This is a genomic window from Bacteroidota bacterium (assembly GCA_039821555.1).
Taxonomy (GTDB): Bacteria; Bacteroidota; Rhodothermia; order Rhodothermales; family Rubricoccaceae; genus JBCBEX01.
The window spans coordinates 24782-37741 of sequence record JBCBNX010000008.1 but is presented as its reverse complement, the minus strand read 5'-3'; the positions used below and the strand labels follow the sequence as shown (position 1 = coordinate 37741).

At 66.5% G+C, this 12960-nt stretch carries 11 protein-coding genes and 1 tRNA gene; 8 read left to right on the top strand and 4 right to left on the bottom strand.

The genetic code is table 11. The annotated features are described in order from the left end of the window. Positions 1–34: 34 nt before the first annotated feature. From AAFU51_10935 to AAFU51_10915, 5 genes are all read left to right on the top strand, one after another. Positions 35–1363 (top strand): hypothetical protein, encoded by a 1329-nt coding sequence (locus AAFU51_10935; protein MEO1571774.1) that lies wholly within the window; start codon positions 35–37, stop codon positions 1361–1363. Positions 1364–1490: 127 nt separating this feature from the next. Then, positions 1491–2447, top strand: a complete 957-nt coding sequence (locus AAFU51_10930; GenBank protein MEO1571773.1) for a hypothetical protein — start codon at positions 1491–1493, stop codon at positions 2445–2447. A 4-nt stretch (positions 2448–2451) separates the two neighbouring features. Continuing rightward, positions 2452–3186 (top strand): hypothetical protein, encoded by a 735-nt coding sequence (locus AAFU51_10925; GenBank protein MEO1571772.1) that lies wholly within the window; start codon positions 2452–2454, stop codon positions 3184–3186. A 48-nt stretch (positions 3187–3234) separates the two neighbouring features. After that, a complete protein-coding gene (locus AAFU51_10920) occupies positions 3235–4740 on the top strand; it encodes a DUF92 domain-containing protein (protein MEO1571771.1) in 1506 nt (501 codons plus the stop codon). Between the two features lie 83 nt (positions 4741–4823). Next, positions 4824–6158 carry a dicarboxylate/amino acid:cation symporter gene (locus AAFU51_10915; protein ID MEO1571770.1) on the top strand — a complete coding sequence of 445 codons (1335 nt, stop codon included), beginning with the start codon at positions 4824–4826 and terminating at the stop codon, positions 6156–6158. Position 6159: 1 nt separating this feature from the next. Here AAFU51_10915 and AAFU51_10910 read toward each other — a convergent pair whose 3' ends face one another. After that, positions 6160–7020, bottom strand: a complete 861-nt coding sequence (locus AAFU51_10910) for a universal stress protein (GenBank protein MEO1571769.1) — start codon at positions 7018–7020, stop codon at positions 6160–6162. 126 nt (positions 7021–7146) lie between these two features. Then, positions 7147–8082, bottom strand: coding sequence for a PHB depolymerase family esterase (locus tag AAFU51_10905; GenBank protein ID MEO1571768.1), 936 nt, complete (start codon positions 8080–8082; stop codon positions 7147–7149). Positions 8083–8239: 157 nt separating this feature from the next. Between AAFU51_10905 and AAFU51_10900 the strand changes: the two genes are divergently transcribed. Continuing rightward, on the top strand, positions 8240–9406 hold the full coding sequence (locus AAFU51_10900) for an AI-2E family transporter (protein ID MEO1571767.1): 1167 nt from the start codon (positions 8240–8242) through the stop codon (positions 9404–9406). A gap of 225 nt (positions 9407–9631) precedes the next feature. Here AAFU51_10900 and AAFU51_10895 read toward each other — a convergent pair whose 3' ends face one another. Next, entirely contained in the window at positions 9632–9985 is a 354-nt protein-coding gene (locus AAFU51_10895) for a hypothetical protein (GenBank protein ID MEO1571766.1), read from the bottom strand. A gap of 233 nt (positions 9986–10218) precedes the next feature. Between AAFU51_10895 and AAFU51_10890 the strand changes: the two genes are divergently transcribed. Continuing rightward, the gene (locus AAFU51_10890) at positions 10219–11445 is read left to right on the top strand and encodes a DUF4185 domain-containing protein (protein MEO1571765.1); all 1227 of its coding nucleotides are present in this window, start codon (positions 10219–10221) and stop codon (positions 11443–11445) included. A gap of 194 nt (positions 11446–11639) precedes the next feature. Here AAFU51_10890 and AAFU51_10885 read toward each other — a convergent pair whose 3' ends face one another. Beyond that, the gene (locus AAFU51_10885; protein MEO1571764.1) at positions 11640–12455 is read right to left on the bottom strand and encodes a mechanosensitive ion channel domain-containing protein; all 816 of its coding nucleotides are present in this window, start codon (positions 12453–12455) and stop codon (positions 11640–11642) included. Between the two features lie 360 nt (positions 12456–12815). On the opposite strand from AAFU51_10885, the gene AAFU51_10880 reads away from it, so the two are divergent. Beyond that, positions 12816–12888, top strand: a tRNA-Thr gene (locus AAFU51_10880). The last annotated feature ends 72 nt before the right edge of the window (positions 12889–12960 follow it).

The following is a 12960-nucleotide window of genomic DNA, read 5'->3' as shown; positions in this document are numbered from 1 at the left end:
ACGCTGCGACGCTGCACCCTTTCGCATCAGAATTATGAGTGACTCGAACGACATCCGACCGACCACCGAGGGCGACGGCGCCGCTACCGAGAGCTCCGATGCTGGCTCGCTCGTCCACGACGTGTCCGTCCACAGCGAGGAGATCCGCGCCGACGTACAGCAGGATCGCCTCAATGACAAAAAAGGGCGCGACTTCGTCCGCCTCATGGGCAACGGCCTGCTCTTCATCCTCATCCCTGTGCTGGTGATGGAGTTCGGGATCCGCGTCATGGCCGCCGACAAGTTCAAAGGGCAGGAGAAGCACGTCGACTTCTACCACCCGACCCGGATGGCGGCTTCCAACGACCGGCAGATCGACTACCTCTTCGTCGGGTCGTCGCGCGTGGCGGCCGCCGTCGAGCCGCAGGCCTTCGCCGATGTCGTCGAGGAGCGCACGGGCACGCGGCCGATGGCCATCGACCAGGGCAAGGGCTACTCGACGCTCGTGGAGCACTACTTCCACCTCCGCAACCTCGCCGCCGACTATCCCGGCTCGCTCGAAGGCACGACGGTGATGATCGAGTCGCCGATGGGCCTCGCGCAGACCAACACGTGGGACGGCGAATGGGCGAAGGAGTCGTGGCCCGAACTGCTTGGCCCACCGATGCGCGTGGGCGATCTCCCGCAGTACGTCCTCTCCTCGACCGACACCAAAGAAACGAAGGTGGCCGCCATCGGCTCGGCGCTCTTCATGTCGACGCGCTACTGGGACGCGCTCACCAACAAGTTCGAGGGCGCGCTCAACCGGGCCTTCGGCGCGGGAAAAGGTGCCACGGAGACGAAAGACGAGGACTGCGCCGAGGCCGACATGAGCACCGACGGCGGCGTCCGCTGCGACGACGAGGGCATCGACATCACCCGCAACATCGTCCGCTTTGAGACGCGGCAGGCCGAGGAACTCGAAGAGCCCGTCGACGACTGGAACCGCACCGCCGCAGCCAGCATCGTCGAGCTCGTCCGTGCCGAGGGCGGCGAGGTCGTCTTCTTCGACGTGCCGATGGGGTCCTACGGCATCATCCGCTTCGGCTCGGAGGCGCTGCTGCAAAGCACCGAGGTGTTCACGGAGTACCGCCAGGCGAACGGCCTGCGCTACGTCCGCACCGCCGGCTTCGCCTGCAACGACGACGACTTCCCCGACTTCGCCCACCTGCGCCACTCGCGCGCCGAGGAGTACAGCCGCACGCTCGCCGAGTCGTTCCTCAACGGCGGCGACGCAGGCTACCCCAGTGGCCGCATCCACGTCTGCGACCTCGACCCGACGGTCGTGGAGGAAGTAGGCGGAGCCGAACTGCCGACGAACGCCGCCGACGCCTACAACCAGTAGGCGTTGGACTGACTCGGAATAGCTCGGACCTGCCGGTCTTGGCATGGGGAGGGGCAGGAGAAAGGCTAGACAGTCGAGGCTCAAGCGGGTATACTGGCGTCTCCTTCCCCTGCATCGACGTGCTTCCATGCTGCGCTGGCCTCTGCTCTTCCTCGCGCTACTGCCGCTTGCAGCCACGGCGACGGTCCCCGACTCGATTCGGGTGACGGGCTTTCTGCATGGAGACCTCGTGCTCGCAGACGCACTCGTCCTCGCAGAAGCACTCGTCCTCGCAGACGCAGAGCCTTCGCGGACGTGGTCGTGGGAGGAGGCTCCTGAGGGGAGGCGGAGCGTGCCCCTCGCGCTCGCGCTGTCGGCAGCGGTTCCGGGTGCCGGGCAGGCCTACAACCGGAGTTGGGTGCGCGCAGCCGTCTACGCCGGGCTCGAAGTGGCGCTCTGGACGGGCTACGCTTCGTGGCGCGGCCAGGGCATCGACGGGCGCGATGCGTACCAGGCCGAGGCCCACGCGCGCTGGAGCCCCCACCGCTACGGAAGCTGGCTCGTCGACTACGAAGGGTACCGAGGCAACCCGACCGAGCTTGATGCTGCCCTGCAGACCGCCGCCCGCGTCGACTTCCAGGCACCCGGCACATGGAGTGCTCGGGACGAGGAGGCGGTGCGCACGCTCGTCTCGGCGATCCGTGCGGCCGAAGACGAGAGCGTCGCCGCGAACGGTGTCGCGTTCTCGCACCAGCTTCCGCTCTACGGCTCGCAGCAGTACTACGAGCTCATCGGCAAGTACTTCCAGTTCAACCCCGGCTGGGAAGACTTCGCCGCGGCGTCTCCCGACGGGGCTCTGCCCGTCGCACTTGCGAAGACGACCGACCAGTTCCGCGCCTACGCCGACGACCACGGCGACGCCAACGGGCTGCTCCGCCGTGCCTCGCGGGTGTCGTCGGTGATCGTGCTCAACCACGTGCTGAGCGCCTTCGATGCGATGCTGACGGCGCGGGTACACAACCTGCGTCTCGACAGCGAACTGACGCTCTTGCCGGACGCAAGCGGAGCCGTGACTCCCGTTGCCAGCGTGCGCCTCCAGTTCTGAGTCGATGCGCGTCGCCTTTGTCTTCATCGTCGCTACCTACGTCATCGGCGTAGGATGCGCCCCGCCGCCGATATACACGCCGACGCCGCATCCGGTCGTGGCAATGGATGATTCCGGCGTTGCTGCAACCATGCAACTGCAGCCGTCAGGGTTGCTGACCGGGTCTGTGCTCGTGCGTGCGCCATACGGGTTGTTCGCCTACGGGCTGTTGGAGAGTGAGGATGGCAACGACACAGCGTTTCGTCGACACTGGGGGCGGTACGCTGGAGGTGGTCTGAGCTATGCGCTTCCCCTGTCATCGGCGGTGCGGACGTGGGTAGAGCTAGGAGGGGGCTACGGCTCCGGCGAGAGCGAAACGCAGGGTACGGTCGAGCTCTCCCGTGACGGCGACCGCTTTGTCAACGAAAGTGGCTCGTTCACGACCCGGTATTGGACGGGAGCGCTCGTGTTCGAGCAGGGCGATCCCGACGGGTTTCGGTCGCAGTTCGGTTTCACGACCAGGCTGGCGTATCTCGATTATGACCTAGACGTACTGAGTCGCGACCCCGAACTGGCCGGGCTTCCCTTAGCCGGATGGATTGTAGAGCCCGGCGTGTTGCTCGGTTTAGGGTCCGATTTCATTCAGGCTCGGTGGCGGCAAGTGTGGGTGCGACCGATCGACGATCTCGGCTTCACCAGACGTTCTGGCCGAGCCACGTTCGAAGTGGCGCTGCGCGTTCCGTTCGAGGTGCTGTGGTAGCGGCATCGGCCGGGACGTGAAAGGTCCGGCCGTTGGTAGCTTCAGCGCATGGCAGCGATCAGCGACTTCGTTTGGTTCTGGGCGTTCGGCGGCGTGCTGCTCGTCGGCGTGGGCGTGGGCGAACTGCTCCGGGCGCGAGGGTGGCCCGGCGAGGCGTCGCGCCGCTTCGTGCATGCTTGGACGGGGCTCGCAGTGGCCGGCTGTCCGCTGCTCTTCGACAATCCGTTCTGGATCTACGTCCTCGCCACGGGCTTCATCGGCGTGAACCTGTGGGCGATCCCGCGCGGCGTGTTTCGAGGCATGCACGCCATCGAGCGGCAGAGCCTCGGCACGGTGGTGTTTCCGACCGCGCTGCTGGTGGCGCTCTGGGCGTGCTGGACGCTCGATGCGACGCGCGCCTTCGCGCTGCAGACGGCATTTCTCGTGCTCGCGCTGGCCGACCCCGTCGCTTCGCTCGTCGGGGAGACACTCCGCAGGCCTGGACGGTTTTCGATGGGGGGCAACACAAAGTCGTTGGCCGGGACGGCGGCGTTCTTCGTGACCGCGACCTTGCTCGCGTGGTCCGCACTCGTCTGGCTCGACCCGTTCGCGTTCACGCCCGCAGAGTATGCGGCGACCGCACTCCTGGTCGCGGTGCTCGCAACCGGTGCCGAACTCATCGGCGGAAAGGGGTGGGACAACCTGACGATCGTGGTGGCCGTCATCGTCCCGCTTGTGTTCCTCCGGGAAGCCCCGGGCGAACTGGTGTCGCTGGCGGTTGCGCTCGGATGGGCGCTGGCGTTCGGGGTGCTAGCGTATGGCGCGCGCTTTCTCGACCTCGGCGGAGCCATCGCGGCGAGCCTGCTGGCCTTCTCTGTCGTGGGCCTCGGCGGGTGGGACTGGGCGCTGCCGGGCTTCGCCTTCTTTGTGTTGTCGAGCCTGCTCTCGAAGCTCGGGAAGCGGCGGAAGTCAGCGGTCGTGCAGGCCGAGAAGGGGAGCCGTCGCGACGCCGGGCAGGTCTACGCCAACGGCGGCGTCGCATGGCTGCTGTTGCTCGTACACGTAGTCGCGCCACAGCCGTGGCTCTACTGGGGCTTTGTGGGCGCGTTTGCCGCCGCCGCCGCCGATACGTGGGCGACTGAGATCGGGACGTGGGTGCGCGGCGCGACGCGCTCGGTGTGGACGTGGAAACCTGTCGCGCCAGGCGCTTCGGGCGGCGTCTCCATCGCGGGCACGCTCGGCGCGCTGGCCGGAGCCGCGACAGTCTTCGCGCCGCTGCCGTTCGTGGCGACTGCGCGGCTTGCCGAGGTGGGCACTGGGACGGCCTTCGCAGTTGTCGTCCTCGGGGGTGTCCTCGCCTCGCTCCTCGACAGCGCGCTCGGAGCCACGGCGCAGGCACTCTACCGCGACGTGCGTACGCGGGCGCTCACCGAACGCGCGGCCACGGGGTTCGATGACGACCGCGTGCCCAACCCACTCGTGCGCGGCTGGGCCTGGGTGACCAACGACCGTGTCAACCTCGCGGGGACGCTCGCCGGGGCCGCGCTCGTGGCAGTGGCTAGCCTGTTCCTCTGACGCGGGGCAGTGCGGTTCGAAGGTGGCGCACACGTACCTTCGCGGTCTGTCCGTTCCACGACCGCACCCAACACCCACCGCGCATGGCCTGGTACAAGAAGCTCCACTGGCAGATCATCCTCGGCCTGGTTTTCGGTCTGATCTACGGCGTGGTGGCGGCCGTCAGCGGCTGGGGCGGCTTCGTAGACGCCTGGATTGCGCCGTGGGGCATCATCTTCCTGAACGGTCTCAAGCTCATCGCTGTGCCGCTCGTGCTCGTGTCGCTCATCCTTGGCGTAGCGAGCCTGAGCGACCTCCGCAAGCTCTCGCGCATCGGCGGCAAGACCATCGGCATCTACCTGGGGACCACAGCGGTCGCGGTCACCATCGGGCTCCTCGCCGTCAACCTGCTCCAGCCGGGCGACTATGTCCCGGAGGCCATGCAGCAGGAGCTAGCAGATGCCTACGGCGGCGATGCGCAGTCGCGCATGGACCGCGCCGAAGCCGCCCAGCAGCGCGGGCCCCTCCAGTTCCTCGTCGACATCGTGCCGCAGAACTTCTTCGCGGCCGTGGGCAACAACGGCAACATGCTCCAGGTCGTCTTCATGGCGCTGCTGATCGGCATCGGGCTGATCCAGATTCCGCGCGAGAAGGCCGAGCCCGTCCTGCGGGTGGTCGAGGGACTCAACGACGTGGTGATCCGGCTCGTGGATGTCATCATGCTGCTGGCGCCGGTCGGCGTGTTCGCGCTGCTCGCGAGCGCCATCACCGAGGTCGCGGGCGATGATCCGTCGCGCATACTCCGGCTCGTCGGGGCCCTCGGCGTCTACTGCCTGACGGTGCTGCTCGGCCTCGGCCTGCACGTCGCGATCACCTACATGACGCTCCTCAAGACTTTCTCGCCGATGCAGATCTGGACGTTCTTCCAGGGCATCGGCCCAGCGCAACTCGTGGCCTTCTCGACCTCGTCGTCCGGCGCGACGCTGCCCGTTACGATGGAGCGTTGCGAGGAGAAGCTCGGCGTGAGCGAGGAGGTGTCGAGCTTCGTGCTGCCGCTCGGCGCGACGATCAACATGGACGGCACGGCGCTCTACCAGGCGGTCGCTGCGGTGTTCATCGCGCAGGCCATCGGGATGGACCTCGCGCTCGGCGCGCAGCTCACGATCGTGCTCACGGCCGTGCTCGCCTCCATCGGCACGGCGGCGGTGCCGGGCGCCGGGATCATCATGCTCGTCATCATCCTCGAAGCCGTCGGCGTCCCCGCCGCGGGCATCGCGCTCATCCTCGGCGTGGACCGCATCCTCGACATGATCCGCACCGTGGTCAACATCACGGGCGACGCCACCGTGGCAACGATCGTAGCTGCGTCGGAGGGTCAGCTCGGCGAGCCGAACCTCTCCGACGAAAGCGACCGGCTGCGGATGAGCGCCGAGGTGTGAGCTAGGCGCGTACGGCGAGCACCGGGCAGGCCGCGCGGCGCATCACCGACTCGGTGATGCTGCCGACAACGGCGTACTCGATCCCTCGCCGCCCGTGCGTGCCCATCGCGATGCAGCCGACCTGCCGCTCCTCGGCGATGCGGTCGATGACCTCGTCCGGGAAGCCCGGCTCGATGAGCACCTCGTCGGCGTTGATGCCGGAGTCGGCGATGTGGAGCCCGACGGCGCTGCGCGTCGCCTCGGAGATCGAAGACTGCACGCGCCCGGAGATCACGTAGCGGCCCGCCCCGAAGCCGGATGGCGGGACCGAGTGCAGGACGATCACTGGCGCGTCGTAGCGTGCGGCAAACTCAGCGCCCGCCCTGAGAGCCGCCGCGCTGTGATCAGAGAGGTCGATCGGGATCAGCACCGGGCGATCCGGGCTCGGCGTGAGGCGCTCTGCTCCGTTCGGCACAGCCAACACGGCACAGGGGGCCTTACGAATGACCTCTTCAGCTACGCTGCCGTGGGCAAACCGCTGGTAGCCACGTCGACCGTGCGTGCCAAGTACGACGAGTGCGGGCGCGATCTCATCCGCAAGTGAAATGGTCGCGTGGGCAGGCGCATCGCCGTGGACGACGTGAATGGTCGGCTGGAGCTGCACGCATGCGCCTGGGCCGAGAGCCTGATCCACCTTTACTTCCACCATCGCACGGAAACCCGCGTCGGGGTCCGTCTTGGGCACGTACGTCGGCATGGAGGCTCGCACGTTGAGGATGTGGAGGTCGCGTCCGGTGCGCTCGGCGTAGTCGGCGGCGGTGACAAGGGCGCGGCTGGCATCGTCGGCGATGTCGAGGGCGGCGAGGAGCGGGGCGGCAGACATGGATGGTCGGGTTCGTGAGCGAGGACCCCAAGGTGCCCACGTGGCGCATGCTGCCGCGTCGTCCGGTGGAACGTCCGTGTGTCCGGCGAGTCCGGGGCCGGCTGCAAGGGAAGCCCCTACGGCTCCTCAGCGTATCTGCTGAGCGAAGAAATCAATCGCAGCGGCGGCGCCATCGAACCCGTCGGCAGCGGTCGGCCAGGCATGACCGAGGCCGCCCACGCCGACGAGCTGCACCGGCGCGGCGCAGTCGGCTCGGTAGGTGTGCGTCTCAACGCCGTCGGTGCGCTGATCCCGGAGGTACGAGGTCCCGTCTTTCTCAACCGCAGCAAGGTCGCAGCCGTTCGCCTCGGCCCAAAAGTTGGCATCGTACTCCGCCGCGAGCACCTGGAAGCGACCTTGGGGCCGCACGCCACCGTGGTAGGGCATCAGGTCGTCGTCCATGCCGCGCACGACGAGGACCGCGACGGGACCAGTGGGCGGCGGCGTCATCGCATAGTCGTAGTCTGTACGCTCGCGTGTCCGTCCGACCGTGCCCCCGACCGCCACCGCAGCAGCCACGAGGTCCGGCGCTTCGGCCGCGAAGCGATAGGCCATCCCGGCACCGTTCGAGAAGCCCGTCACGAAGACCTGCGTCGTGTCATTCTCGTGCCGGGCATGCAGCGCGCGAACGAGCGCGCGGAGGTAGCCGGCATCGTCGGCGTCGGCGCGGGCGACGGTTTGGGGAGCGTCTCGGTCGTCCCAGCACGCACCGCGTCCGCGCAGGCAGTCCGTGCCCGTAGGAAAGGCGACGGTCCATCCCTGCTGAAGTGCCAGCCGAATCAGGTCGCGGCGGGCCTCTGCGAAGCGAGCACCTGAGCCCGTGGCGCCATGCAAGGCGAGGACGATAGGAGCACCGGGAGTCGCATCCTCAGGGGCGAGAACTAGGGCTTCTCGGTCGATGCCGTCGTGCTTCAGTTCGTGCATGTACTGCGCGGCGGCGGGCTGGGCAAAGAGCGCAGGCGCTGTGAGGGCCAGTAGGGTGAGGGCAGCGAGGGGGATCGCGAGCGAACGGACGTCTATCATGGTGGGGTGGGGACAACAGAAACGGGTACCAGAAGAGGCGCAGCCGAGATGCCAGGGGGCGCACCGAGATACGTACGGAAAGGAACGGAGCAAGCAGGGCATCGTTGTTGCGCATGCATCCTGCCGAGTGAACTGCCATTCGTCCTCGTCTCTCCTGATGGCCCGCCCTCCACGACCGACTGCCTTACGTGCGCTGCTGACCGTGGCTGCGTTCGTGATCGTTGTGGCAGGGATGCGCTCCGCCGCGCCGATTCTGGTGCCGCTGTTGCTTTCCGTCTTCCTGGCCATTCTGTGCGCCCCGACGCTCTTTTGGTTGCAGCGCCGCGGCTGGAAGACGACGCCTGCCGTAGGGGCGATCGTCCTCGGCTTGCTGGCCGTGAGCGCAGGCGTGGGGACACTGCTCGGCACCTCGCTCGTCGACTTCTCGGCACAGGTGCCGCTCTACCAGGCGAGCCTCCGGGTGACGCTGCGTGAGCTTGTCGAGCAAAGCGCGCTCGCCGACATGGAGGGCTTCGACCCGTCGCTGGTCGACTACTTCGACCCCGGCGCCCTGATGACCGGCGTGGCGACGTTTATCACCGGGCTCGGCAATATTGTGACCCGGTGGTTTCTGATCATCCTGCTGGCGGTGTTCATGCTGCTCGAACTGTCGGGTTTCCCAGACAAGCTGCGGGCCGCGTTCCACGACTCAGGCCGCTCGATGGTCTACGTGCAGCGCTTCACCGCGAGTGTCAAGAAATACCTCGCCATCAAAGCTATCGTGAGCGTGGCGACTGGTGTGATCGCGGGCGTGTGGCTCGCCATCCTCGGCGTGGACTATGCGGTGCTGTGGGGCGTGGTGGCCTTCCTGCTCAACTTCATCCCGACGATTGGCTCCATCGTAGCGGCGGTGCCGCCGATGCTGCTCGCGCTCGTGCAACTCGGCTTCGGTTCGGCCCTGCTCGTGGCGGTCGGCTATCTCTCGATCAACGCCGTCATCGGCAACTTTATCGAGCCGCGGTGGATGGGCCAGGGAGTCGGGCTCTCGACGTTCGTGGTCTTCCTCTCGCTCCTGTTTTGGGGCTATGTCCTCGGCACCGCCGGGATGCTCCTGGCCGTACCGCTGACCATGATTGCTAAGCTCGCGCTCGAAAGCAGCGACGATACGAACTGGCTCGCCATTCTGCTGAGTAATGAGGTCCCTGCCGGAGCGCTGCCCGAGAACAAGGGGGTGGAGGCGTACAGCGATGTAGACAGTTTGGTGGGCGAAGCTGCGCTGCCGGAAGCTGCGCACGCTGGCGACGGTGGGGCTGCGTTCCAGGATGTGGAGGAAGTGCAGCGCTGAAACCGCACGTTGCTGCGAGGGGCGCAGGCCAGCGAGCATGTCGCACTTGCCGGGCGGGACGGGGCGCCTCTCTGCCTCAATGCCAGCCGACAGCAGGGCACGGCGCACCGAACCTCTGACGCTGTAGGTCGCGGGTCGCCCCTCTGGGAGGAGCGCGTCCATGAGTCGGCGTAGAGACCGCGGCGTCCAGAGTTCAGGATTGACGTCGGGGCTGAACGCGTCGAGCTAGACGACCTCGAACGTGCTCGCGGGCAAGGCGGTAGCGGTTGCCTCACCTACGTGCAGGTCGAATACGGCTTCGGGGGCACGCGAAGCTGGATATCGACCTGGAGCTACGTTCCCTGGCTGCGCGCGGCGCCATGCGACCAGGGCTTCCGCTAGCCGCGCCTCGTTTAAGACGGCCCCATGGTTCAGCGCTGCGAACGGGGCAGCGGGGAGGAACTCCCGCTCCAGCGAGACGAACACGGGCGGGGCCTCGTGAATCTGAGCCGTCATGGCCGTCAGCAACGCATTGAACCCCGTACCGAAGCCAACTTCCAGCACACGCGTCACCATTCGGGCGGCAAGACGACGTGCCACGCCCGTGGCGTCGAGGAAGACATGCCGGGCCTCGGCGAGGGCGCCGTGACGCGAGTGATAGGTCTGACCATAGACCTAGCGGAACAGCGTGTCGGTGCTGTCGGCTGTGGAGACGATGCGTGGAGGCATAGGACAGAGAGTCAAAGGAGGGCGTGGGAACCGGGATGGGTAGCGAAACAGTGGGGGCAGGGTCTACCTTCGAGCCCGTACTTGTTCACCTGGCTCCCTCTCCCATGCGTGTCGTTTTCGGTGTAGCCACGTTTCTCGTGCTCTGCGGCCTGCTCGGCTGCGATGCGATTCGTCCCGAGACGTCGGCGACCAGCGCAGGCATGCCGACGGGGGTGGCCTCGCCGGTAGAGGCGGCTGCAGACCACGGTCTCACCGCAGTGCCTGCGCCGGACTGGACCGCGCTCTTCGACCGGACGAGTGGCTGGACGGGCGCCGATGGCATCTTTTCCGTCCCGCTTGACCGCTTCGATCAGCCTGGAGGGGATACCCAGCGTACCGTCTTCCTCTTTAGCGATACCGCCATCGGCGATGTCAACCCCGACGGGAGCCGGGCGTCCGGGACGACGCTTGTCAACAACACGCTGGCCCGCCTCGACGGGCTGACACCGGATCCGGGCGCGACGCGGTTCTGGTGGCCGGGCGGCACGCGACGGCCCCGCGCTGCCTTTGTCCCGGAAGGCCCCGCAGCTGACGAGGGCGACTGGTTCTGGAACGGCGACGGCATCGCGCTCGACGGGCAGGTCTATGCATTCCTCTACCGCATCGGGGAAGGGGACGGGGGCGCGTTCAATTTCAAGCAGAAGGGTGTCAGCCTCGTCCGTTTCGACCCGGACCGGCCTCAGCGTGCTCGCCAACGTGAGACGCCGTTCTTCCGGCCCGAGCGAGGCAACATGGGCGACCTCACCTTCGGCAACGGACTGCTTGACAACACGACTGAAGCGGGGGCGCCGTCGCCCGACGGATTTCTCTACGTCTACGGCGTCCGCAACGACCCCTTCATCAAGCAACTGCTCGTGGCCCGCGTGCAGCCCGCAGCGATCGCCGACTTCAGCGCCTACCGCTTCTGGAACGGACGCGAGTGGGTCGCCGACCTCGACGCGGCCCTGCCCGTCACCGACCGGGTCTCCAACGAACTCAGCGTCTCATCCCTTGCAGACGGCCGCTACCTGCTCGTCTTCCAGCTCGATGCGCTCGGGCGCGATGTCGCTATCCGGGTAGGGCAGAGCCCCGTCGGGCCGTGGAGTGTACCGATCCGCGTGTACGAAGCACCCGAGCCCGCGACCGACCCCGATACGTTCGTCTACAACGCCAAGGCGCACCCGCACCTGTCGTCGCCAGGCGAGCTGCTCATCAGCTACAACGTGAACACGTTCGACTTCTTCGGTGACTTCTTTGCCGACGCCGACATCTATCGGCCACGCTTTATCCGGCTGCAGGGCTTACCCGAGTAGAGCGGGTGTAGTTAACGCCGTTCACACAAAAGGCCGCAGACGTGGAGGTGGTGGACTCCATCGCCTGCGGCAGGCCGCGAGCGCCCGCATGGTGGCGGGGGGCGCCCCTGCGGCGGAAGCCTGGCCCCGCGCAGCCCGGTGGTGGACAGGCGCAGCAGGGGCCAGGGGGTGACCCGGAAGGCACGGAGGCCGGCCTAGTCGAGTTTGTCGAGATGGACGTCCATCTGCGGGAACGGAATCCCGATGCCCGCTGCGTCGAGGTCCATCTTGACCTGGCGGGTCAGCTTCTCCTTGACGCCCCAGAAGTCGTCAGCCTTGCACCAAGCTCGCACGGACCAATTGATCGACGAGTCGCCGAGGCTGTCGAGGTAGACCTGCGGGGCTGGCTCTGAGAGGATCCCGCCGACCTTAGCGAAGACGCCCTCCAACACGGTCCGTGTTGCATCTAGGTCCGCGCTGTAGTCCGTACCCACCGCCACGTCGGCGCGACGTGTCGCGTGGTAGGTGATGTTTTCGATCGTCGCGCCAAAGAGCGAGCCGTTCGGGACAATGAGGCGGCGGTTGTCCACCGTGTCCATCGTGGTGACGAAGAGCCCAATCTCGTCGACTTTGCCGACGACACCGGCGGCGTTGACCACATCGCCGACCGTAAACGGGCGGAACGTGAGCAGCATCACGCCTGCCGAGAAGTTCGAGAGCGTGCCTTGGAAGGCGAGTCCGATGGCGAGGCCAGCGCCTGCAAGGAGGGCAGCGAAGCTCGTCGTCTCAATGCCGAAGACGCCCAGGCAGGCGATGAGGGCAAGCGCGATAATGGAGATCCGCACCATGCCGCCAAAGAACTTCGTCAGTGCCAGGTCAAACTCGCTCGCAGTGAGACGCCGGATGGTGTAGCTCTTGAGTGCGCCGCCGATCCACAGCGCGAGGAGAAGAAAGACGATGACGCCCGCAACCTTCGGGATGAAGAGCAGGGCTTGGTTCCAGAGAACGTTGAGGTCGATAGACTCGGGCATGGAGAGAGCAAAGAGGTGAGCAGAGGCACGCGAAAGCGAAAAGGATCGCGTGGGACCGCATCATTTGCAAACGCGAAGCCAAAGCGGGCGTGTTTGATAATTGAATAGATCCTTCACTGAAAGCCATTGGGAACGCAGGATTTCTTGCAGGTATAGCTAGGGAACATGAAGCTTTCATGGGGAGGACGCGCCCCAGCGGGGCCCTCACTGATATACGTTCAAGTGCCAAAACTTGAAGGGGGCCTACTTTTCAAAGAAAATGCGACACCGGGTCGAAGAGCCGCACCCTGTCAAGATGCCGTGTATCCGCTGCACACAGTTGGGACAGCGCGCACGTCGATCCTACCTTTGTCATTCCGCGCCAACGTAGCTCAGTTGGTAGAGCAGCTCACTCGTAATGAGCAGGTCACCGGTTCAAGTCCGGTCGTTGGCTCCCCAGAAGGCCCAGACGGTACGCACGCGCGTCCGCTGGGCCTTCTGCTTTTGGAAGGTCCGCGCCAAGGGG